Source organism: Fibrobacter sp. UWS1 (genome assembly GCF_002300445.1).
Lineage (GTDB): Bacteria > Fibrobacterota > Fibrobacteria > Fibrobacterales > Fibrobacteraceae > Hallerella > Hallerella intestinalis.
In genome coordinates this window covers 111,912-136,418 of record NZ_NSGW01000002.1, presented here as the reverse complement: position 1 = coordinate 136,418, position 24,507 = coordinate 111,912, and the positions used below count along the sequence as shown (strand labels likewise).

Here is a 24,507-nt window from a genome sequence, read left to right as displayed (position 1 = left end):
GTCGCACCTCTTAGAACGCTACCGTTACATCTGCCATAATCACGTTTTTGTCAATAGAAAGTTCATCATTTACCACTCCTGTTTCATCAGAGCGGATGAACGAAACCTTATCGGTCAAGAGTCCATACTGAACAGACAAATAGGAAGCCGGAGCTATCTTGATTCGCGGACCAACACGGAAAAGCATTTCTTCGACTTTATTGATGGAAGCGGCTGTCGCCACAGGCAGAGCAATTCCGTATTCCATTTTGAACTGTTCAAAACCAGCCTGGAAGCCGATCGGTCCCCAAATTTCCGCAGAAACGCCAGCCATAATACGGTCGGATTTGCGTTCAAAGTAATGATCTTCTTCGGAGTGGGCATAGGAGCCTTGAATCAAAATGCGATCAACATCTACGCCAAATTCTTGCAGCACCTTGTCCAAACGAACGCCGGCACCCACACCAAACTGCGTGTATTTGTTGTCAATGGCATCCTGATTATACTGCGAAAAACGCACATTCAAATGAATCGCCGCATTCCAGTCACCATCAAAAGCGACATCAAATCCCTTGCGATCCGGCGTAGCAATACCATACGGAAGAGCCATATCCAGCGATCCGTCCATCAGAAACAGGGCATCGTTCAAGTCCAAGCGTTTAACGGTATTGGCATTGTAGCCATTGCGGTAAACATGTACGTTCTTGTAGTTATTATATAGGCGGGAATACATCAAACTGGATTCCGATGCGCCGGACGAAAGGACATTCGCCGTTGACGCAGACTGAATATTCGAAGCATTATAAGGATTCGAATTATACACTCGGAAGTAGAGATTTTCCAGACTCGACATACCGAATGCGGACACCAAAGCCGCATAGACGGAATCCGAATAGAGACCGTTCGCATTCAAAATCACCGCATTCCCACGATAAGCCGGGGCAGAAGCCAATTCTGACCAGAACTTTTCATCATTCTGCAAATAACGTCCACGCAATTCCAAATTAAAATCGGCGAAAGACGTCTTCACATACGGCGCAATGTAGAAGCTTGTCCCGTTATCGTCAGCAAAATCCTCCTTAAAGGTTTCATTGTTTGTCGAAGTTATTACCGTCACATAAGCAATGGAATCCAGTCCTCCATCCTCATTCGGAACAGTTCCCTTTTTCAACGAATACTCTTCTGAAGTTTTCTTTCCCGAATAGTACAGATCCGCATTCCACCAGGACATGGCAAATTCCGCAGTGACGCCAAATACAACGGGAAGATCCGGAAGCAATTTCTGGGAATCAAAGCCGATTTCGCCGGAAAATACCTGATTTTCATCCAAGGCAAGCGAATCCTCCAAGTCCAAGTCGTGAGCCAAAAAACTGAGTTCGCGGTCAAAAACCCAAACATAGTTCGCACCGATATGGGCACCGTAAGCATCTACACCAGCCCGTGCACCTAACAGATAACGATCAGCCCAATCGAAATCAAAGAAAGACTCGTCGTTTTTCTTGGCGATGTTGCGCAAACGCGCTCCGGTCACCTGCGCCTGAATATTATCTATAACGCCGAGATTGCCGCTGTTATAAACAACATTCAAACCATGAAGCAGACGATTATTCGTCGTGTCCAAGTTACGATCGGCCATTGCTTCGGCACGTTCCTCTGCAAAAATTTCCGGTTCCTGCAAAAAGTTCGGTTGCGGAGTCCACAACGTGTAAGGCGTATAACCGACTCGCATATAGCCTAAATTGAACGAAACGTGCTTATTCAGAATCAAGCCATCGTACGAGAACCAATGCCCAATAACCGGATTGTTGTTTTCTTCGTAGGCACTCTGCCAATCCTTATGCAAGCGAAGTTCCACCCTAGCCTCGGTTTCGGAACTCGGTCTTGCGGTAAAGACCAGATTCGCTGTGGTGTAAGCCTGCGTTTCCTGCGTCGGGGAATTGTCGCTAAACTGGTCGGATTTCGCCATGGAGGTCAAGACTCCCGCTTTGACCGATCCATTTACCCGCAATCCGAGAACGGCGTCATTCAGCGAGTCCAATTTTTCGAGCAGGGACTTTTGCTGATTCGCCACCGACTGTTGTGCAGTCTCATTCTGTTCGGGCTGTGCAAAAACCGCCGTTGCAGAAAGGAACAACACCGAAGAGAAGCTGAGCAAGTTTTTCATATTCAAGTTTTTCATTCGTTAGTCCCTCCCACTAAAATTCCACATTAATGGAAGCTTCGATGATCGATTGGCTAAATTCATGTTTGAACTTTCCCTTTGCATCCGTCGAAACATCGTAGTAAGAAGGCAAGTTGAAGGCTTCGTCAGCAGAGCCGGAAGCTACCACGGCAGCCGTGTTGTATTCGTTCGAAACCGAAATCATTCCGTAATTGATGGAGAGCCAAGCATTCTTGGCTAGAGAATAGTCGAGCCCGACCATCCATTGCATTTGCTTGCCGCTCATCAAAGGCGCAACCAATCCACTATGCAAGCCTTCGTAAGTATTGTATTCCGTTTTGACATACTGGAATCCGGCGGTAAATCCGAGTCGCGGCAGATATTGTACATACAATCCGGCGTTAATGAAATCGCTCTTGAGTTCCGCGGTTCCATCCACCAAGCCCAAAGACGCCCAATTGTCCGTATCGATTTTGCGTTCGGAATGTTTATAGGAACCCGAAAGTTCGAGCGGCTTTTGGAATCCGAGAATCTTGAACACATCGACCTTGGCCCCGCCGCCAAATTCCAAATAGGTCGCTTCCTTATAGCCAATCAGCGGAGACACCTGTGTAAAGTAGCTGCCGAGAACCTGCGCTTCCGCAAAATCCTTCAAGTCAAATACCAGATTGCCGCGACCACCCATCCGGTTAGAAGTGGCAAGACCGTTTGGCAACGAAAGCTGCAAAGCCGGATCGCTCATTTCTTCGAGTAAAGCCAACTGCGCCCGCGTATAGACATTGGATTTCCAAGAACTCTTATTGAACGGAGCTATATTGTAGCTGTCCATTTGTCCATCTTTCAAACCAGAGTCATCCGTTCGCAAAGAGCTTGCCACAGGAGAGAACTTAGGGGAATAATTATAAAGAGCGTCAAAGGTGGAATAAAGAGGCGAATTGACGCCATATTTAATCGAATTGCCATCCACATCCGAATTCAGAATGCGGCGAGCAAAGAATTTCGGAGACTGCGCCAAATTGTTGAACCAGTTGCTGTCATTGCGGACAACGTCCACGCCAAGAACAAGGCTCCAGTCGGCATCCATCTTATAGCCCACATTCAAGTTTACTAAAAGGGCGGAACCGTCCAAGGTTTCCTTTGCAGCAACGTCCTGCATCACCGTTTCACCAGTTTCCAAATTCATCACCGGATTTCCCAGTTCATCGACAACAGGAATCTGCGAATGGTTGTAAACATCATCCGAAGAATAGGCATATTCCGCGACCAGATCGAGGATCAGGTTCTTGTTGCCCAAGAAACCGGCGATATCGCCACCGACACGGCCACTGACAATCAATGTTTTCTGCGGATCTATATCAAAGGGGTTAATCGGCTGCAATTCATAAGGATCGCCAACAAACAGATTTTGATGACGATAGGTGTAGGAATAGGAATCTTCATTGTCGAAGATGTACATCGGAGTCACGCCGATATACAGATTTTTGTCCATCGGCAACAATTCCAAATTCCCGGCAACTACCCATTTATCCATATTGGCAGCCTGACTCGCTCCGGCAACGGAATCGTTCGGCAAGATATTGCCTTCGGCACCAGAAAGATCCAAGACCGAAGTTCTATTGATACGGGCAACCATCGCTTCGGCACGGAATTCCCCAAGAGATTTTCCAAAATACTCGCGGAATTGCACGTTGGCACCCTGCAAATTGCGCTGATTGCCTTCAAGAAGTTCCTGCGACTCCGCCATGTGACGTTTACGAGCGAAAATGGTCGGCTCGTAAAGAATTTCCACATCCGGAGAATAGAGAGTCAGCGGGCTGTATTGCTGCCTGAAATCACCGACAACCCAATAGAAATTATTTCCAATATTCCCTTCGACGTTTATCCAGCCGACGGAAAGGGTTTTGGAGGCGGACGAGAAATACTCCTGCATTCCCGCGCCCATTCGGAACATCACATTAGCCCGAACAAATTCATACGGACGAAAATGGAAATCGATGTCGGCATTCGCCATTTCATTTCGCTCCGTTTCCGGCATTTTATTCTTTCCGGTCGGATCCTGATCGGTGTCAAAATACGAAGCTTGAGCTGCCGCGCGAATTTTCCCGCCGATAACGACTCCACGTTTCGCCTGAATGGAATCTACTTTAGCGTCCAGCCTTTCTTGAGTTTGCCATTCTGTTGCAGCGGGGACTGTTACGGCAGCAGCAAGGAAAGCGATCAAAAACTTTTTCATATTCTTTTTCATTGTTTACGCTCTCTCCTTTAGAACCAGACCTTGGTTTCCGCCGAAATATAATGCATATGCCAATCGTTCACAGAGAGGACTTCATCCGAATGGGTCATCCACTTATAACGGACGTGCAGACCGGCTCTATCTGCAAAGTCCCAATCGAAACCAATTCCGATGGCAGTTTCCAAATAATTTATTGGAGCATAGGAATAATAAGAAGAATTAACTTCTCCATACAGGGAAGAAGTCTTGGCAAGGCCATTCGATACGCTATAGCTGGTAAAGGCGTTCTTGGAACGGAACATTTCAATACCGAGAAGACCGACCATGTGGAATTTCGGCGTTACGGCAATGGCGGGTTCAAACTGCCCGAAGAAGCTCCAAAGGAGCATATCAGTCTGGTCTTCGCTGTAGGCAATCGGAGCGATCGTCGTAGAGACTCCGGAAAGCGCAGCATAGCCCGTCATCATGATATTGCGATCCGTGCCGAACCAGTGCCCAATGTCATAGCCACCCATAAAGGAAAGGAAAGAATACCATTTGGCGTGGCTCGGAACCTCTCCCTTGGCAATTTGCTGCACGTTTTCATACGCGGTGAAGGATTCCCACATTTCCCAAGTTCCACCATAAAGTCCACCGCGCTGACGGCGAAGCTTAATGCCGATGCCAGGCTCCAAAATGCCTGTACGGGCAACATAACCACTCGCTTTCGGATCCGCATTTCCCGAGTCCGCCCAGAAAATCGGTTTGTGCTTGGTCCAAGAATTGGTGCTTTCCCACATGTTGCGACCGTTCAAGCGATAGTTGAAAACAATCACATCGTTGCCTTCTTCCACCTGGCGGTGCTGACCGTATTGCAAATCAAAATAGCCGCGATTGAAAGTCGGTTCCAGCTTGAAGTTCAAGCCCATCATATTCGGCGTATAGCGGAGAGAACCTCCGTTCAGGTAGGCTTCATCCTTACGCCAGCTGGTAAAGCGGGAAGGATTGCTCAAAGAATACGGGGAATAGAAATCTTTCGGCAAATAAATGCCTTCCACCGTAATGGGCCAACCGTCAATGTATTTGCTTTGCGCCTTGATATACACGCCCACTTGCGGAGTCGCCATCGCGGAATTGTAAGCGTCTTCGGCATATCCATCGGCAGCCTCTTCCGACTCATAGAAATTGATGGAATCCGTCATGCTCAAAGCGATATCCGCCATCAAGTAGAGCTTCGGAGTGATGTTTCCCTTCACATCGATAGAAGCCACGTGGGTATTCAAAAGCATCGGATCATAACCCGCAGTAATCCACTGGCCCCGGAATTCGTCTTCGTAAATGATGCCCTTGTCAAAAACAACCCCGATATAGTTCGCACCAACCGTCAAATTGTCCAGAATTTTTTCTTTGGCAATACGGGCGTGGTAAATGGAGCCGCGCATATCGTGCAAACCGTAGGTTTCCAGTTCGCCCGGCTGACCGGCATAAAGACGAAGACCATCGCGAGTTCCCATATCCGCATCCATCGGCTGAGAGACCAGCAATTGCGCTTTCATATTATACGGCAGCTGATAGACATTCGCAAAAACGCCACCAAAAGAACGGTTCGTCCAGAACGCACGACCGCCTTCTTTCACCGGTTTGAAAACCTTTTCCTTGTAGTAAGTGCTGACCGTCTTTTCGTCCTCGAAAAGTTCGTATTGCCAGGCAAAACGGGGAGCGGTTTCACGTTCCCAAATGGTCAGCGGAGAGGAGTTCATCCAAATCACACCGCCGGCGGTAATATAAGCCCCGAAGACACCCGCCCGAATATCGGCTCCGACATTGAACTCTTCATCGATAGTCGAAGAATAATAGTCCGTGGAATGATCGTACAGAACGCGTTCATCATAAGTCGGAACGCCCGTCGGCTGCGTCGCATACTTGTTACCGAACGTGCCGGAAAGGTCGAACGGGAACGCAAAATTCGTCCATAAAGTCATGTACGAATTCGGCATGGCGACGATATTCGCCTTAAAAATAGCGTCCACCGCCATACGGGCCTTGTCGCTAGCAAACGCCGGAGACGTATTGGAATAATGGAAATTCTTGACGCGGAACGCCATAAAACCGGAAACAGCGACCGGAAGATCGTCCTTGCCCAGCAGAGTGGATTCCATATTGCTAGAAAGCGTATCCAAAGAGGCGTGAATCGAGTCCAACTGCAACTGGGTTGGTGTAGCCCAAACCGAAGCTGCGCAAGAAGCGATAAGAAAAGAAGAAACTAGTTTACGCATAAAGCCCTCTTAAATCGCATTGCGGAAAGGATAGTTGGCCGGGCCTTCATAAGGCTTGCCGTGTTTCTTGATTACAATATCATCAATCCACACCTTGAAGGATTCGTTTTCATCCTTGCGGACTTCCAAGCGGAATCCCTTGAACTTGTCCCACGCAAAGGGAAGCATAACGTCACGGGTGTTTTTCGCATCCCAATACAGACCCGTCATTCCGAAAAGTTTCAACGGAATGCTGAAATGCGTCCATTCCGTCGTAATTTCGCCAAGGCTTTTGGAACGGAGCTTGACCTGAAGCGATTCGCCACCGCTTTTCACGCCATCGTCCACCAGCACGAACAAAGCGTTTTCGCCGCCCTTTTCGCCCTTAATCCAAAATTCCAAAACGCCCTCTTCCAAATACGGAGTGAGATCCACGGAACCGGCAATACAAATGGCCACGCCGGAATAATCGCTCGCGATAAGCTCGATTTCCATGGAAAGCGCGCCTTCTTTCGCATACTTGTCCGTCATGACCGGTTCAGGGTTTTCGCGCGGGTATTGGTAAGTATACCCGCCGCCACGCGGAATGGCTTCGCGCATCACTACCGATACGACATCCTTATCGGGGCGGAACGGTTTTGCGGGTTTCATGATAAAGCGTGACTGATCCCGGTCTCGATAATCTTCAAAACCGGCAGAAGCGATTGAAACCAAAAGAAGCGTTGCCAACAAGCACTTCCAAATGGGTTTTTGCGTAGCATTCATATTTTTTTCACATTCTCCAAAAATCCAGTAAGCAACAATATAAATAGATTTTCTCCATTTCAAATTCGCTTTTTTGCAAAAAAACGCTTTCAGTCTTGCATTTGGGCCCTATTTTTTTGTAAATCACACCAATTTCGCCGTTTTCTATTGAAAACATCTTTTTTTGGCGATAAAAAACGTCCCCTTTCGCAAATAATCTATTTTGGGAAAAACGGTTTTAAGGAGTTTTCATGAAAATTTTCTTCTCGGCACTTCTCTTCGCCATCCTCGTAACCGGTTGTTCCGACGACGGCGGCATGACCAAAGCGGAATCTTCCAGTTCCACTTCCGATACAGAAGTAGCCATTCCCATCGACTATTCCCAAGGGAGAGCCATGAACGCTCGGCTCGGCAGGGGAATGAACCTGGGAAACGCCTGGGATTCGCAATCTTATAGTGTATGCAAGGATAAAGATTGCCACTTTCCCGCCGATCCTTATAATTACGGCTATAACGATTACCTCGACGGCGGATGGGGCAACCCCATTTTGGACGAGGATTTCCAGATTATCAAAAATGCGGGGTTCAATTCCGTGCGAATTCCGGTGCGCTGGCAACACAATTCCAACCCCGTCACCCACGAGGTCAACCCCGACCGCCTTGCCGGTGTCGTCGAAGATGTGCAACTGGCCATCCAGGCAGGGCTGGCAGTCATTGTCGATTTTCACTGGTATTACGAACTGATGAATGCTGCCAATAATTATGCTGACAATCCCGAAGCCAATTCCGCCGCCTACGAAGCCGAAAAAGCTCACTTTTTGGCCATTTGGGCGCAGGTCGCCACGGTGCTGAACGCGTTTCCCGATTCCATGCTCGTTCTGGAAATCCTGAACGAACCGACTATTAAAAATGCGGACGTGTTGAACGACGTGATGCTCAGCGCCTACAGCATCATCCGCGCCGCCGCTCCGGGAAAGACAATCATGTTCGAATCCTATCATGCGGCAAAATTCGCCGATCTGGAAGCGTTGAAACTTCCGCAGGACGGCAACATCATCTATTCGGGACACTATTACGAGCCCTACACCTTTAGTCATGAAGGCCACGGCTATAAATGCGACGCCGACAATTCTTACGCCAACACGGCACAAACCGATATAGCCAGCTATGTAAGCCTCGCCAGAAGACTTTACCCGGATGTAAATGGAGACCATGTGCCGCTCAATATGGGGGAATTCGGGGTGGCGGCAGGGTCCCGCAGCAGCTGCGGAACGGACGGTCCGAGCGATAAATACTGGGCTCTCTGGAATAAAAAGACGATTGCCGCCGCCGAAAAATTCGACATCAGTTGGACATTCTGGGGATTCACCAAAGTCGGCGGTTTTGAAGCTTACGACCGTTCAAACAACTCTTGGTATCCCGGAGCATTAGAGGCTTTCTTTCAAAATTAAGGGAATTATATACGATCTTCCACCAGATACTCTCAATTAAAAATTTTTTCAAAGTGTGAACATCTTTTTCGCAAAGTGGAACTCTTTTTCAATACAGGAATTTCTTTTTCACAAGGAAAATTTCTTCTCGCGGGTTGCGAGGTGTTTTGCATTCTGGCTAGCCGTTTCTCCTATATTTCCAACTCCCCACTACCTCCTGATCACTAGTCGCTAACCATGGTTCGACTAGTTCGACAAGCGGTTACCAAGCTTGCCGAGGTGCACTAACCGACGGTCCCTGAATTTATCGAAGGGCACCAAGCAAGCAAATCGAGGTGGAATTTTATATATAAATCCCAAAATTAAAGCCATCTAAAAATTTCAAAAGAAGCGACAATTTGCCGCTTTTTCCATTTAGGCAGCCCTCTAAAGTGACAACGAGAATTCTTCAAATTGGAGAGCAATGACAACGAAGACGCTTCAAAAGTGCGTCATGGCGAGGAATGAATAAAGAGAATGACGAAGTCATCTTTTCCGTAAAAAAGATTGCCGCGGCTTTGCATCCCTGAAACTTGGAATCTTCGATTCCGTAGTTGAAGTATCCCTGAAAGGGACAATTCGTCTAAGGGAACAAGTTCCCAAGCCTCATGGGTCGCTTTGCTCCTCGCAATGACGATCCCTTTCGGAGAGATTGCTTCGATCGCAATTTCCTATGAACTCCAACAACTGATAACTGACAACTAATCACTAATCACTAAACCACAGAGCTAGCGGATCAACGGGCGATTTTCGACAAGAAAAAAATCCCGAATGGTAGAATCTTGACATTTCACCATTTCTTTTGCTTTTTCTTCGACCGGACAGCGGGAGTGAAAAAAGTCCCGGTAGAGCTTTTCGATTTCCACCATCCGCGAGACCGAAAAACGTTCCGGAAAACGACGAAGGGCGTGGAGATTCACGCCGGCAAAGCGCAGCGGATTTCCCAGAGCCTTCACATAAGGCGGCACATCTTTGTCCACCTTCAGCGCCGCCCCGACAAAACTATAAGCCCCGATCCGGCAATTCTGCGAAACGCCGGCGGTTCCGCCCAAATTGGCATAATCCCCAATTTGAACGTGCCCGGCAAGCTGTACCCGATTCGATATGACCACGCCTTTTCCGATTTGGCAATCATGGGCGACATGGACGTACGCCATCACCAGCGATTCATCCCCCACAACGGTTTTTCCCGTTTCCGCCGTGCCCCGGTGCAAAGTCGCGTATTCCCGAATAACGCAACGCTCGCCGATTTCCAAAAAAGTCCGTTCCCCCGCAAACTTGAGATCCTGTGGCACGTTGCCGAGGCTCGCCCCGTCAAAAATCCGCGTTTCCGCTCCAATTTTCACAAAGGGCAAAACATGGACCCGCGATTCCAAAACCACATTTTCTCCGATTTCCGCAAAATCTTCCACAATGCACCAAGGCCCGATGCAGGCGCTGTCTGCAACTTTGGCGTTCTGGCTCACATAGGCGGAAGGATGAATCATAATTCGGCATAATAATAAATATATTTTGCGCGTTATGCTCAGCCTCTGTATCATCAGCGTTCTTTCCGCGCTCTACGTGTCCTTATTCCTGTTTTTGTCCATAGGGCTTCTGCGGGCAAAAAAGAATGGCGGGCAGCCGGAAAAACTCTGGAGCGTCTCGGTTATAGTCCCCCTTCGCAATGAAGAAGAACACGCCCGACGGACTTTGGAGGCTTTGGACGCTCAGGATTACAGCGGAGAATGGGAAGTCATCTGCGTAAACGATCGCTCTACAGACAGAACCGCTCAAATTTTGGAAGAATTTGCCGCCGGGCACCCGAGATTTTCCGTTGTGCATATTCCTATGGACGCGCCCTTTTTGGAAAGCCCCAAAAAGCGGGCTTTGGAAACGGGATTTAAAACGGCGAAACACGAAATTTTAATGACGATGGACGCCGACTGCATTCCGCCCCGAGGTTGGATTCGCTCGATGGCGAGCCGTTTCCGCGGAAATATCGCCATTGTGCAAGGTCCCAAAAAGAATTCGGGTTCGCCGAGCATTGTCCACGCTTTTCAAAAACTGGAAACCCTCGGCTACACGTCCATTGAAGCGGCGGGATTCAGCATGGGGATCCCGATGGTCGCCAGCGCGGCAGCTCTCGCCTACAAAAAAGAACTCTTTTTTAAAGTCGGCGGATTCGGCGATCTGGTGCACCTTTCTTCGGGCGACGACGACATGCTTGTGCACAAAATGATTCAGGAACCGAATGTCGGTTTTTGCTACAACCTAGATGAAAACGCCGTCGTAGAAACCGCGCCCGTCGATTCTTTTAAAGGGCTTTTGAATCAACGCGCTCGCTGGTCCAGCAACGGTACCAGCTACAGCAATCACCTCTACACGTTTTTCCTGACTCTGATTTACACTTTCTACGTGTGGCTTTTTATTTCCCCGTGGCTCGCCCTGTTTCTCGATTTCCCCTGGGCCTGGTTTTTCATTCCTTTTGCGAGCAAAGTCGCCATCGATGTGCTTTTTTTGTCCATTGGAGCGATTCGGCTTCGCGAAACCAGACTTCTCTTTGCCATTCCCATTACGGAACTGCTGCAAATTCCCATCATTACGGTTGCCGTTCCGCTCGGCATTTTCAAAGTTTTCCGCTGGAAATGAGCTGGGAGAAGTGGCTTCCTGCCGCTTTGCGTTTTTCGCCTTGACGAATGTGGGTCATTTATTCTAGCGGGGGATTTTCTTTTGCAAGGAGAACTTTTTTTCAGACGGAGGATTTTCTTTCACAAGGGGAACTCCCTTTTAAAGTGGAATGGCTCTTCATAAGGTGAACTCTTCTGCAAAACAAGAACTTCTTTTCACAAGGTGAATTTTCCCGCGGGTCGCGAGGTGCTCGCCTTCGCCCATGAGTCTTGGGAACTTGTTCCCTTAGACGAATTGTCCCTTTCAGGGATACTTCAACTATGGAATCAGAGATTCCTAGTTTCAGGGATGCAAAGCCCCATGAGTCTTGGGAACTTGTTCCCTTAGACGAATTGTCCCTTCCAGGGATACTTCCACTATGGAATCGGAGATTCCCAGTTTCAGGGATGCAAAGCCATAGCAATCCTTGTTGGCACCTCGTCATTGCGAGGCGCGATAACGCCGTGGCAATCCAAGCCAGCGGTACGTCATTGCGAGCAAGGCCCATGAGCCTTGGAAGCTCTGCTTCCTTTAGGCGAATTGTCCCTTCCAGGGATACTTCAACTACGGAATCGGAGATTCCTAGTTTCAGGGATGCAAAGCCGAAGCAATCCTTGTTGGCACCTCGTCATTGCGAGGCGCGATAACGCCGTGGCAATCCAAGCCAGCGGTACGTCATTGCGAGCAAGGCCCATGAGCCTTGGAAGCTCTGCTTCCTTTAGGCGAATTGTCCCTTCCAGGGATACTTCAACTACGGAATCGGAGATTCCTAGTTTCAGGGATGCAAAGCCGAAGCAATCTGTGCTGGCACCTCGTCATTGCGAGCCGCGATAGCGGCGTGGCAATCTTGTCAGCGGAAAAGGATTGCTTCTACACTTCGAGTATAACTCCACTAAGTCAATAAATTGACAAGTGTCGTATAACCCCTGCGGGGTTCGCAATGACGTAAAATCCCCAGCGAGAGTTTGGGCAAATGGAAAAACGCCCGAAAATCTCCAGCGGGTTCATGGGCAACCGGAAAAACGCCTAAAAATCTCCAGCGAACTCATGGGCAATCGGAAAAATGCCCAAAAATTGTCAGTGAGCGTTTGGGCAAATGGAAAAACACTCAAAAATTGTCAGCAAGAGTTTGGGCAAATGGAAAAACGCCAGGCACAATAGCGAAGCAATCCCTGCGACCCACCCGTCATTGCGAGCCGCGATAGCGGCCCATGAGCCTTGGAAGCTCTGCTTCCTTTAGGCGAATTGTCCCTTCCAGGGATACTTCAACTACGGAATCGGAGATTCCTAGTTTCAGGGATGCAAAGCCGAAGCAATCTTGTCTGCGTGAAAAGGATTGCTTCACCCTTCGGGTTCGCAATGACGGTCGCTTTCAAATGAGGCAGATTTTCTCCTTGGCGGGTTCGCAATGACGGAAAAACGCCAGACAGCAAGTCGCCAGAGTACGTCTTTTTTTGCAAACTTTGCACCGTAATGTAATAAAGGAGATTCCATGCAGTTCAAGGAAGCGGCGGAAAGGTGGTTTGAAAAGAAATGCTTGGGCTGGAGCGAGAGTTCCCGGGCGAAATACGGGAATATTTTGCAAAAGTATCTGTTGCCGTATTTTGGCGAAGTGGAACTGGTCGGTTTTGATTCGGCTCTCGTGCGAAATTTTGCGGAAAGCGCTCTCGGAGAGCTTGCGGATTCCACGAGGCATTTCGTGCTGGCGACCTTGCTGCAGATTTTGAAATCGGCGCTTTCACCGGAGGATTTTGGTGCGCTGGACTTTCCCCACGCTGGGGCGATTCGGAAGGGAGAAGCGGTTCCCCTCTCGCCTGAGGAACTGGCCGCGCTGATTGATGCGTTGGAAAAGAACGAAAACCCGAAACTGGAAAATTCGGCCCGGAGCCTTTTGCTGATTGCGTTCACCGGGATGCGCCTCGGCGAAGCCTGCGCATTGAAATTTTCGGACTTTGACTTTGTTCGGAACACCATCAAAATTCACGGGACGCTGGAACGCTTGCCGAATGAAAAGGGTGAAACGGCAAATGGATCGGACACAAAAAACGCAGCCGAAATGGGAATCGCCAAGCCCCCGAAGACCGTCCGCAAGCTCTGCCCGCCGAAAAGCGAAAGCGGCCACCGGGAAATCCCCATCCCGAAAAATCTGCTCCAATGGCTGAAGAAAATGGCGAGGGAAAATTCCCCGGACAGTTTTCTGGTGAAGCACGACCAGCGGACATTGCAGAACCATTTTAAAAAGTTCCTGAAGGCGGCGGGAATTGAAGTGGACGCCCACATCCACACCCTGCGGCACAGCTTCGCCACCCATGCGCTGACTTCCGATGCGAACCTGAAAACTCTCTCGGTACTTCTCGGTCACGCCAGCACCCACACCACGCTGGATTTTTACGTGCACCCGACTTTCGAGAGCAAGCGGCGCGTACAGGAAGCGTTCTGGGAGTTCGTGAAGAACCCGAAGCGGGCGCAAAATCCTGCTCCGCAAAGAAATTGTGATTATTGGAACGAAAATTTTGGAAAATCGGGAGGTTCCGGGCGCAAGCCGGCCCAGCAGTGAATTTCGCAGAAGTACTCTTCTGCGAAAGTTTTCGTGACCGACAAGCAAAATATAAGTCGGATTTGTAAACTTGTCAATACGAAAAGGTTACAAATCCCCACCGGATCTTTGCAAGTTTGACTGAAATCAACTCCGAGGACACGAATCCTAACCCCGACAAGCGGATTTCCTTGCCGGAAGTGTTCCAACCTGTCCCCTTTTAGCTCGGTAGCGGCTCCGAGTCGGGAAAAGGCCGCATTCAAAACCTTTTCCCGAGATGTTTTTTTCGCAGAAGCGCACTTCTGCGAAAAAAAAAGAAAGACGCAATGATTTACGCACCGGCAAAGGACTGAAATGGACGAAATTCGCTCGATCGCAGACTGGATTGAATGCCTGAACCACTACAAACATTACGGGCTGGACGTGTGCGGGAACCGTCGTTCGGGTGTGCGCTATTATTTTCGTGGGGAAGGAAAGGATTTCGGGAGTACGGGGGCGACGCCGGGCATCGGCAGAAGAAACATGGAAAAGGAAGCGAAGCTGTTCCGCGAAACGGAACGCCGCATTCCGGACGAGTTCGCCAGATGCAAATCAACCTTTGAACGCCTGGTGCTCATGCAGCATTACGGGATTCCGACCCGTCTTTTGGACATTACGACCAGCGCCCTGCAATCCCTGTTTTTCGCTTGCTACATCGACCCCGATTACGGCATGACCGAAAAGGAATTCGGCAATGCGGATGGCGTCATCTATGTCTATGAAGCGCCGGACCACAAAATCAAGAATTTCCATTCGGACGCGGTGAGCGTCGTCGCCAACATCGCCGTTTACGACTACAAGGAGGGGCTGGACATCCGAAACCTCCGGGCAGACGAAGAAAACAACCGCAAGGCGTTCAATACGGATTCAAAAATCCAGCACCTGGTCCATGAAATCCGGGCGGAAAAGCCCTATTTCGAAAAATGGATAGACAAAAAGGATATGGAGAGCATTTTTTGCGTCCACCCGCTACTGGACAACCCCCGCGTCCGAGCGCAGCAGGGGGCGTTCCTGATTTACGGAATGGATGGCGACAGGACAAAGCTCGCCCAGTGGAAAGACGACCCGCAGGACGGAATGATCCGGCGAAAGGTCAGGGTCCCCGCACAGGCGAAGAAGCGTCTGCTGGAAGAGTTGGAAATGCTGGGAATGACGCCGGACGTGGTGTATCCGGACTGGAAGGGAACCCGGCTAAGATTGAACTCGGAAGATTTTTGGAACGAGTAATTGTCAAAAGGAGAAGGGATGCCTTATAAAATCGAATGCTACGTGAAAACCCTGTCTTCGGATGGTTCGTTTACCATTCGGGGCGTGGACGGCTACTATCTGGAACGGGGTGAGAAAACATATAACGTGTTTTGGAATGAAAACGACAAAGCCGAACTGAAGGAAATTTCTGACAAATTTAAGGTCCCTACAGATGGGCGCCAGTGGGAGCTTCAAACGCTGCTGATTGCCAAAGGCAATAACCAAAAGATTCTGGTAGAAGTGGATGAAGGGAAATTCTATGATAGCTCCGTAGAGATTCATAAAATCACTTTATATTAGGAGAACTTGTAGTGCCTAAAAATTCTCCACAAACCTCCCAAACTTATTTCATTTACGCCATAGTCACAAAATTTTCGGTAGAGGACAAAAAGATTCTCTTCCAAATCCGAGGGACGGAAAACCATCTTTATCGGAAAAAGACAGAAGGCAAAGAAGACGAATTCAATGAATACAATGTATTCGTCAATATGGAAAAAGTTCCCGTGGATGCGAAACTTTATTACGTGAGGAATTCTTTTACCTTAGAGCAAAACAATCCAAATGCCTTACTGATTTCGGGTGCGTTCTTTTCTAGGCGAAAAATTCGGTTGGAAACGGATGACGATTTCAAAGTGAAAAAAGTTTCCGCCGATGGGGACGACTTTTAGATGTAGGGCTGGAATATGGACAACATTTTTACTGTTATCGCTGGATTTTTTAGCGGTTCCCTGTTCACGGCTTTAGTGACCAAGAACACTTCCGACAACCGCATTCGGGTGGACAATATCACCAAAGAACGCAAGAAATGGAGGGACGATTTGCGGGACGGCTTGCAGGCGTTGCACCGGCTGTATCAGCGAACCACTTTACCGGAATCGGATAAGCAACCCGAAGAAGACATATTCCCGGTCGTATTCCATTCTTATCATGAAGCTAAATGCTTCTTTCAATGTCGCTTGAATCCGAATGATGAAGAGGATAGAAAGATTCTTGACGAGTTGGAGGAATTGCAGCAGAAGAAAAATTTTCTTACCCTAAAAAACATCGATTCTGCCGTTTCCACGCTTTTGAAATTTGAGTGGAACAGGGCGAAGTATGAGTCAACGCCCCACTTTGTTGGAAAGTTGTTCTTGGTTTTGCTCTGTTTGGTTGCGGCTTTTTGCATTATTTTCAAAGGTTTCTTAAGCGATAACCTAGCAGCCTTTAAAGATTATTTGGCGTTGTGTTGCAGTGTGCTTGTCTTTTTAGGGATTACTGTCGCCATTTATGGAATCATCAGCTTTGTTGTGGGCAAAATTGTCCGTTGTCATAAAGATGCAGAATGTTTTTGTCAATTTTTGAATTTGCCGTATAGAAAACCGCCCTCTGAATATTCTGAAAGCAAAGACGACAAAAACGAAAAAGACAATGATTGCTGCAGCTTTTGGCGAGTCATGTCCGCTTTAATGCTCTTCGGGCTAATCTGCTTATTTGGGTTCGGTGCTTATATGAAAAGCGAATTTTCAAATAGCCAGTCAGAAAAAAAGCCATCGTCGTCGATTGAAATAAACGAAACAAAAACTTTTTTTGTCACCGGGGATATTCAGTTGCAAATTGCCCCCGATTCCGCGAAAATTCAAAATAAGGAGAAATAACCCATGAGATACACCAAAATACTCCTCTTTCTGTTGGTGGCGACGATACAGGCCTTTGCCGCCTGGACGGGCGGCACCAGCGAACCCGAATCGACCCGAAAAATCGGCGGGAAGATTTTTTACGAGATTACCACGCCAGAGGAGCTTGCCTGGTTTGCGGAACAGGTAAATGGGGGCAGCACGGCAATCAACGCGGTGCTGGACAACGACATTGTGTTTGGGCGAGATACGGCAAGCTTGGCATCAGTGAGTTGGATCCCGATTGGCAAGGACACCTCCACGGCGTTTGAAGGCGTTCTAGATGGGCGGGGATTTGCGATTTATGGGATGAAAGTCCAGGATTCCAGTACGAAAGCGACGGACACGCTGAACTTGGGGCTTTTTGGCGTGATTGCCCGCGACGGCTGGGTGCAGAACCTGTCCTTGCAGAGGGCTTCCGTTTACACCAATGATTCGGTGAGCAATGTGGGATTGATTGCAGGCTATAGCCGGGGAAACCTGCGAAACATTTCGGCGGCGGGTTCGGTAACTTCGGCAAAGGGAAATTATCACGGAGGAAGCGCAGGGGGAATAGCCGGGCGGGCTTCGGGCGTAATGGACTCCGTTTCCTTTATGGGCGATTCTGTTCAGTCGAAGCGTTATGCCGGGGGAATTGTGGGATATGCAACGGATTCGCTGACCATCAGCAACTCCTCGAACACGGGGGCGGTGAGCACCTCCACCTCCACCTCCTACTCCGGTGGTTTCGTGGGCTACGTCTCTTCCAACAGCACGGTGGCCATCAGCAACTCCTCGAACACGGGGGCGGTGAGCGCAAACTCCACCTCCTACTCCTACTCCTACTCCGACTCCTACTCCGGTGGTTTCGTGGGCGGCGCCAACGGCACGGTGACCATCAGCCATTCCACGAACGCGGGGGCGGTGAGCGCAAACTCCACCTCCTACTCCTCCCACTCCCACTCCTACTCCGGTGGTTTCGTGGGCTACGCCTCTTCCAGCAGCACGGTGACCATCAGCAACTCCACAAATGCGGGGGCGGTGAGCGCAAACTCCACCTCCTCCTACTCCTACTCCCACTCCGACTCCTACTCCGGTGGTTTCGTGGGCGGCGCCAACGGCACGGTGACCATCAGCAACTCCACGAACACGGGGGCGGTGAGCGCAAACTCCACCTCCTACTCCTACTCCGACTCCTACTCCGGTGGTTTCGTGGGCGGCGCCAACGGCACGGTGACCATCAGCCATTCCACGAACGCGGGGGCGGTGAGAGCAAACTCCAGATCCAACTCCGACTCCTACTCCTACTCCTACTCCGACTCCTACTCCGGTGGTTTCGTGGGCGGCGCCAACGGCACGGTGACCATCAGCCATTCCACGAACGCGGGGGCGGTGAGCGCAAACTCCACCTCCTACTCCTCCCACTCCCACTCCTACTCCGGCGGTTTCGTGGGCGACGCCAACGGCACGGTGACCATCAGCCATTCCACGAACGCGGGGCGGTGAGCGCAAACTCCTCCTACTCCTACTCCTACTCCCACTCCTACTCCGGCGGTTTCGTGGGCTACGCCTCTTCCAGCAGCACGGTGACCATCAGCAACTCCCAAAACAGCGGAAACATTACAGGGACCGTCTCGACCTCTTCTTCCAATACCAATTTATATTCCTATGTGGGTGGATTCATAGGATGGAGCTACAAAGGGCAGATTCTGGATTCATACAATACGGGAAGTGTTCGTGCCAAGGATACCAGCGCAGTGTCTCCTAACAGCAGTTATAGACACCTTCTTTATGCAGGCGGACTTGCGGGGTATTTGGATTCCGGTATGACCATCAAAAACGCCTACAGTGCGACGGATTCCGTTTCTTATTCCTTTAAAACGAGCAACTCTTATACTGTTGGTTACGCCGGTGCCTTGGTGGGGTTAAGCAAGGGTTCCTTGCAAAATGTCTATTTTGATTCGGACTCCCTTTCTCTGGCAGCCATTGGCAGCGATAGTTCGGCCAGCAAAATCAATGTGGGCGGCTTTTCCACCGCCAATATGCAGCGTGACCTGTTTGCCTGGCAGCTCAATTCCACAGGGGGCACGGAAGAAAACAGCAAAATCTGGAGCCGGAACGGCGGCTATCCCATTTTTGCCGATGCTCAGAACAAGGCAATCTATAAGGTCGTTTTCGATGACGAAGGCGTACCCACTAACCGTTATTCCAACAACAAAGGGGTCGTTCAATTCCCCGAAACTCCCGAACCCGCCTCGGGCTATGTCTTTGTCGCCTGGCTCGATACCGACGGCAATATATTCTCGGAAAAGTCCACGCTTTCCAGCGACAAAAAGGTGTCGGCTTATTATGCATTAGAGTCCGATTCTCTATATATTGTTGATTTTATGGACACCGAAGGCAACCTTTGGGCAAGCCGTCCGACAAATGCGGCTGGTGGGTTGGACTCTGTCCCGGAACCTCCCGCTCCCGATTCGGGATTCTATTTCATTGGCTGGTTTGATTCGCTTGACTCACGGGTAGAACCGACTACCGTCTTTACGGGAAATACCACGCTGTCAGCCAAGTATAGCAAGCTTACTATCGTCTTTTTGAATGCTGACGGCGACACTTTGCAAAATTCAGTCGCTAAATACGGCAGTATTCCTAAATATATGGGCAAGACGCCGACCAAGGCCTCCACCACAGGATACGACTACACATTCTATGGCTGGAACCCGAACCTTGCGACAGCTACGGAGCCAGCGACCTACACAGCGGTATTCGACAGTTCCCTGAAGACCTTTATGGTCACTTTCAGGAATGGTTTCACGACATTACAAAGTACCAAGGTTGGCTACGGAGCAACTCCGGCATACAACGGCAACACTCCAACCAAGCCCTCTTCCACTCAATACGACTACACATTTAAAGGCTGGAGTCCGAGTATTGTGCCGGTTACCGGTAATGCGATCTATACGGCGGTATTCGACAGCACGGCAATTTCGCAGGGGTCCAGTTCTTCCGTAGCACAAAGTTCTTCGAGTGCAATCGCTTCCAGCTCCTCGGCGATGCAGAGTTCTTCGAGCATGATCGCCTCCAGTTCTTCCGTATCATCGAGTTCGTTCGGCATTATGTCGTCCAGCTCGGCGGTTGTGCAATCCAGCTCTTCGGCGGTGCAGAGTTCTTCGAGCGTGATTGCATCCAGCTCCTCGGAAGCTCCCAGTTCCTCCAGCGGCGTGTCGAGTTCTTCCAGTTCTGAAGATCCGGATGCTCTCCACTTTAGCGCGCATCCCCGCTTCAATCTCCACGTTCAAAACCGCACTCTCCAAATCCAGAACGCCCGCATCGGCTCCGCCTTTGCAGTACTCGATTTGCAAGGCCGCGTGCTGCGTCGCGGTGTGGTGAACTCCCCGGAATTTTCCATGGAATTGCAAAACGCCGGCACTTACATCGTCCGCGTGGGCAAGGAAATTCAGAAAATCCGTGTGAAGTAATTCTCGGCAAATCACATTTCAAGCCTCCGGGATTCTCCCCGGAGGCTTTTTCGTGTTTCAATGTGCCTAAGATTGCCGCGCTGCTAACGCAGCTCGCAATGACAAAGTACATGGTTGGTGAGCTTGTCGAACCATGGTTGATGCACCTCGGCAAGCTCGGTAACCGCCGGTTGGTGAGCCTGCTGAACCAGTCGAACTAGTCGGAGCACCCCCACCCCTAATCACTAGCCCCTCTTCCACATTCCAAACGATTTCTGGCAAAAGCCAAAGCTTCCTCATGGGAAGAAATCTTCCCTTGCAGTTGCCATTCAAATTCTTCTTTGATTAGCTCGCCAAAAAAACGCCCCGGGCGAAGCCCCATTTGAATCAAGTCCGCCCCTTTCAAAAACGGCTCTGGCGAAGCGTCCAAAACGCCAAGCGCACTTGCCCGCGACACAAAAATTTCTGCGGCTTGCTCCCTAGTAGCATCCGTTAAAAGCGGCGTCGATGGCAAATAGAGCGCGGCCAATTTCAGACCGCCAAGCTTTACTGCTGCCCGGCGAAGGAATTCATCGTCAAAACCGGTTTGCGGGCTGCTGGCGCGAGAAAGCAAGTCGGGCAAGAACGAAAACAAAAGCGGACATTTTTTTAACAGCGAGACTTCGTTGGTCATCCGCGACAAAAAGCGATTTACCGCCTGCACATTTTCCGCCCCGGAAAGCAACGCCGTAAACGCCAAAATTTCTTGCGAATCCAAATCCGGAAGCTGCGGCAACTTTTGGGAAACGCCGTCCAGCAAAGCTCCCAATTTTTCGTCGGAACAGTCAGGGCCCAGCCCGCGAATTTCCGGAAAAAAACGTTCCAAACGCATTTCTCGAAACGCCTGAAGCCCCAAACTGGGAGTTCCCGGTTTCAGCAACCATTTTTTGAACTCTTCAAAAATCCGTTCGGGAGAAAGATCCGAAAGCGACAGACCGCGACAAAGTGCCGCCGTTTCCGGCGCAAGCCGCAGCGAAAACCGGGACGCAAATTGAACGCCCCGCAAAACGCGAAGGGAATCTTCGGCAAACGCCGACGAAACATGGCGCAAAATTCCCTTTTCCAAATCGCTTTTTCCGCCGTAAGGATCGGACAAAAGCAAATCCGGCAGCGAAAGCCCCATGGCATTGACCGTAAAATCGCGGCGACGCGCCGCTTCTTGAAAAGACAAATGCAAATGCGTCTGCACCAAAAATCCGCGGTGCCCTTCCCCGATTTTACTCTCCGTCCGCGGAAACGAAAAATCCAAGTCCAATCCCCGACTGACCAGATGAATAACGCCAAAAGCTTTGCCCACCAAGTTGGGACGCCCAAAATCCTTTAATATGGCGAGAAGTGCTTGCTGTTCCAAATCGTACACTTCCACGTCAAAATCCCGAGAAGACTTGCCTAGCAGCGCATCCCGAACAAAACCGCCGACAAGATAGCATCGGCCTCCCGCCGAACGGATCCGCTCCGCAATGCGCATCAGGCGTTCGGGAATGTCGTGTTGAATCCGTTCGCTATTCATCGGAATCCGGATTTTCCGAACGGGTCGCCGAGGAATCCGTCTTTAGAGAGTCCGTGTTCACCCTTTTCAAACCGTCTTGTGCCGACGAATCCTTTTGGGAATCCGCATACATTTCGTAAATGCTCTTTTTGATTTTGTTCGTCAGCGAATCCGACTTGGCGTATTCTTCTTGTTCGGCCTGGCACTGGCGCAGTTCTTCGGCCGTCCATTCCCGCTGATCCGGCGACATGGCCGTATGGTTCAAACGGTATTCGATTTCTGCGCAAACGGGCTTTTGCCGCTGCGACGCACAGCCGAGCAACACGAAAAGAACAAATAGAAAAGCAACGTATTTCATCGGTGATATTATAGAAATTGAACGCTTCCTAGTGAACAACCAGAATTTTTCCTTTTTTGGTTTTCCCGCCGTTCTTGATGATGTAATGGTAAACTCCCGGCGCAATGCGAACTCCGCGTTTGTCTTCCCCATTCCATTCGACTTTGCCGCCATCCAGCTCGCCGCCCGAAAAAGAGCGGACCAGATGTTTTCCCGAATTGTAAACCGAAATGACCGCGGACTCCGCCACATTTTCAAACACGAGGGACTGGTTCAAATCAAAACGAACCGGATTCGGATAGACTTTGATCTGGGGACCTTCCGATGTCATGTAATTCCCCGTTTCCCGCAAATCCGTCCTTGCGTAGCGGGAAAGTCCATTCTTGTGCACAAACCACACTTCACCCAATTTGCCATCTACAGTCACATCAAAAACAATGTCGCTCAGCAAACCGTCCCGACTGACGAACTTTGTCGTTTTCATAGTATCGGGGCTGCCCCCCTTTTTTTGAATCATGTAGGCGCCGCTCCCGATCGTCCCCAGCCAAAGACGCCCATTCGGATCGATGGCTATCGACGAAAGGCTGGCCTGCTCGTAAGACTGCGTTTTGTGCGGAGCCTGGACGGAGTCCATTCCCGGTTCCCAATAGGCAAAGTCCGCATACGTGATTCCCCAAAGCCTTCCGGACTTTTCCAAATCCATATCGATAAGCGCGTAATGCCCGGGAGTCGGAACGTTCTCTTTGGAAATCACAGAGAGTTCTCCGCCGTTTTGCGAAACCGGTTTTAAGCGGAAAATATCCAACGATCCGTAACCTTCCACTCCTTCCGTAAGTCCTGCGCCCGAATAAAGAACCCACTCCGAACTATCTTCCGAAAAAGCGGCGATCAAAGGTCCCGCAAATTTCCCTGTTCCGGCCTGATTCACGCAGCTCACATTGCCGGATTCGTCGATATACGCAATGCCATAGCTGGATTTTCCCCAATAACTGACCAGCCAACCGATGCTATCAGGAGCCGCCGTCACTCCACCCGGCACAATGTAATTCGGCAGATAGGTTTCTACGCAACCGGCATTTTGCATGGAGATATTTTCTTCCAGACCCAAACCGTTCCCCGAATAAAGACGCCAGCCAAAGCCCCAAATGCCGACCAGCGTTTTTTGATCCGCCAAGGAAGAAAGATTTTTCAGCAATCGACTGGTGGGTTCCGTCCCTCCATAATAGGGAAGATCCGAGAGCGACGGGTTTGCATTCCAGCCTTCGCCATCGCTCCAGCCGAAATCGCCCCCCTCGGAATACGCCGTAATGCCGCCTTCGCCGCCCACAAAAGGCGTTATGACATAAGGCCTTTCCAGCGGGCATTCCGACCACTCGGACACATTGGAAACTTCTCCCCCGTCATAGACCCAAGCGGAGTCCGCTCCAACCAGATACGCGATTTCTCCATCTTCCACCACTTGGCGAACCTTGGAGCTGTCCTTTTTCCAGAGGGATGGAAATTTTTTAGACGAAAGGGTGTCTCCCAAAGCGACAATCGGCGAGAGCGTCTTTTTAAAATCGGCGGTCCATTTTTTTCCGTCAAATTCCATCCGTTGAATTTCCGTGAGCGAAGAATCCCCGCTCGCAAATGTCGCCGCCAAATCCCACGAAGACGGATCGGACAACAGAACATCCTGCCGCATGGCGTCCCACTGCATTTCGCGGACATAGACCGAATTTCCCAAAGCGACAAAAAGGGAATCCCCGCGAACCAAAAAAGCCGAAGGCGATCTGGATTTTAGCGAAACATCGGCGATGCGCGCAACGCTCATCACAAATTTTCCCTGCGAATAGTCGTAAAAAGCAATGCGGTCCCGAAATCCCATCACCAAAATCGAATGGCTCGATTCCAGCAAGCCCGGCACAAGAGTCGTCCCCAGAGAGGCGAACGAACGATTATGCACCAAAAACTTGCCGTTTCCCAAAAAATGCGAAACAACTCCCAAGGAAGAAACGGCAAAAATTTCCCCGGAGGCCGTGTGGACAACGCCGTAAATCTCGGACGATTCCAAGCCATTTTCCGAAGAATACACCTCGGAAGCACCATTCGAATAAATGAATCGCACGCCGCCGTCTGTCGCCAAAATGAGAGTCCGATTGGCCAGCGCCGCTTCATAAAACGCCGTCGTTCGGGCAAAAGTATTCCAGCTTTCCACGGCCAGCGCGTGAGCCACCCAAAAAAAGAATATAGAGCGGAAAATGATGTTCACACTCCAATATTAC

General features: G+C 50.0%; 17 protein-coding genes. 9 read left to right on the top strand and 8 right to left on the bottom strand.

Features of this window, described 5'->3' with window-relative positions; translation table 11 throughout:
- Positions 1-10: 10 nt before the first annotated feature.
- Genes BGX14_RS10525 through BGX14_RS10510 form a run of 4 tightly spaced genes read right to left on the bottom strand, consistent with a single transcriptional unit; the run spans position 11 to position 7,435 of the window.
- A complete protein-coding gene (locus BGX14_RS10525; RefSeq protein WP_073302806.1) occupies positions 11-2,158 on the bottom strand; it encodes a hypothetical protein in 2,148 nt (715 codons plus the stop codon).
- 16 nt (positions 2,159-2,174) lie between these two features.
- Positions 2,175-4,373, bottom strand: a complete 2,199-nt coding sequence (locus BGX14_RS10520; protein WP_233126522.1) for a hypothetical protein — start codon at positions 4,371-4,373, stop codon at positions 2,175-2,177.
- A 29-nt stretch (positions 4,374-4,402) separates the two neighbouring features.
- On the bottom strand, positions 4,403-6,628 hold the full coding sequence (locus BGX14_RS10515; protein WP_095879867.1) for a hypothetical protein: 2,226 nt from the start codon (positions 6,626-6,628) through the stop codon (positions 4,403-4,405).
- A 9-nt stretch (positions 6,629-6,637) separates the two neighbouring features.
- Positions 6,638-7,435 carry a carbohydrate binding domain-containing protein gene (locus BGX14_RS10510; protein ID WP_233126521.1) on the bottom strand — a complete coding sequence of 266 codons (798 nt, stop codon included), beginning with the start codon at positions 7,433-7,435 and terminating at the stop codon, positions 6,638-6,640.
- Between the two features lie 167 nt (positions 7,436-7,602).
- Between BGX14_RS10510 and BGX14_RS10505 the strand changes: the two genes are divergently transcribed.
- A complete protein-coding gene (locus BGX14_RS10505) occupies positions 7,603-8,802 on the top strand; it encodes a glycoside hydrolase family 5 protein (protein ID WP_233126520.1) in 1,200 nt (399 codons plus the stop codon).
- Between the two features lie 746 nt (positions 8,803-9,548).
- Here the strand turns inward: BGX14_RS10505 and lpxA are convergent.
- Positions 9,549-10,307: an acyl-ACP--UDP-N-acetylglucosamine O-acyltransferase gene (gene lpxA, locus BGX14_RS10500; protein WP_095879866.1), complete on the bottom strand. Its 759-nt coding sequence runs from the start codon at positions 10,305-10,307 to the stop codon at positions 9,549-9,551.
- Between the two features lie 34 nt (positions 10,308-10,341).
- On the opposite strand from lpxA, the gene BGX14_RS10495 reads away from it, so the two are divergent.
- The 8 genes from BGX14_RS10495 to BGX14_RS10450 all read left to right on the top strand — a co-directional run bounded on the left by BGX14_RS10495 (position 10,342) and on the right by BGX14_RS10450 (position 20,399).
- A complete protein-coding gene (locus BGX14_RS10495) occupies positions 10,342-11,451 on the top strand; it encodes a glycosyltransferase (protein ID WP_073302815.1) in 1,110 nt (369 codons plus the stop codon).
- Positions 11,452-12,961: 1,510 nt separating this feature from the next.
- The gene (locus BGX14_RS10485; RefSeq protein WP_095879864.1) at positions 12,962-14,026 is read left to right on the top strand and encodes a site-specific integrase; all 1,065 of its coding nucleotides are present in this window, start codon (positions 12,962-12,964) and stop codon (positions 14,024-14,026) included.
- 333 nt (positions 14,027-14,359) lie between these two features.
- Complete coding sequence (locus BGX14_RS10480) at positions 14,360-15,271, top strand: FRG domain-containing protein (RefSeq protein WP_095879863.1); 912 nt, start codon at positions 14,360-14,362, stop codon at positions 15,269-15,271.
- 18 nt (positions 15,272-15,289) lie between these two features.
- Positions 15,290-15,592 carry a hypothetical protein gene (locus BGX14_RS10475; RefSeq protein ID WP_095879862.1) on the top strand — a complete coding sequence of 101 codons (303 nt, stop codon included), beginning with the start codon at positions 15,290-15,292 and terminating at the stop codon, positions 15,590-15,592.
- 11 nt (positions 15,593-15,603) lie between these two features.
- Entirely contained in the window at positions 15,604-15,960 is a 357-nt protein-coding gene (locus BGX14_RS10470; protein ID WP_095879861.1) for a hypothetical protein, read from the top strand.
- 150 nt (positions 15,961-16,110) lie between these two features.
- Positions 16,111-16,926, top strand: a complete 816-nt coding sequence (locus tag BGX14_RS10465; RefSeq protein WP_143394221.1) for a hypothetical protein — start codon at positions 16,111-16,113, stop codon at positions 16,924-16,926.
- A gap of 3 nt (positions 16,927-16,929) precedes the next feature.
- Positions 16,930-18,429, top strand: a complete 1,500-nt coding sequence (locus BGX14_RS15580; RefSeq protein ID WP_158223298.1) for a hypothetical protein — start codon at positions 16,930-16,932, stop codon at positions 18,427-18,429.
- Positions 18,426-20,399, top strand: coding sequence for an InlB B-repeat-containing protein (locus BGX14_RS10450; protein WP_095879859.1), 1,974 nt, complete (start codon positions 18,426-18,428; stop codon positions 20,397-20,399). Before BGX14_RS15580 ends, BGX14_RS10450 begins: the two co-directional genes overlap by 4 nt.
- Before the next feature lie 217 nt (positions 20,400-20,616).
- Here the strand turns inward: BGX14_RS10450 and BGX14_RS10445 are convergent, their stop codons facing one another.
- Genes BGX14_RS10445 through BGX14_RS10435 form a run of 3 tightly spaced genes read right to left on the bottom strand, consistent with a single transcriptional unit; the run spans position 20,617 to position 24,458 of the window.
- On the bottom strand, positions 20,617-21,927 hold the full coding sequence (locus BGX14_RS10445; protein ID WP_233126519.1) for a CCA tRNA nucleotidyltransferase: 1,311 nt from the start codon (positions 21,925-21,927) through the stop codon (positions 20,617-20,619).
- Positions 21,920-22,264 carry a hypothetical protein gene (locus BGX14_RS10440; RefSeq protein WP_073306237.1) on the bottom strand — a complete coding sequence of 115 codons (345 nt, stop codon included), beginning with the start codon at positions 22,262-22,264 and terminating at the stop codon, positions 21,920-21,922. The genes BGX14_RS10445 and BGX14_RS10440 overlap by 8 nt, the downstream gene beginning before the upstream one ends.
- Before the next feature lie 28 nt (positions 22,265-22,292).
- Complete coding sequence (locus BGX14_RS10435) at positions 22,293-24,458, bottom strand: hypothetical protein (RefSeq protein ID WP_143394220.1); 2,166 nt, start codon at positions 24,456-24,458, stop codon at positions 22,293-22,295.
- Positions 24,459-24,507: the final 49 nt, after the last annotated feature.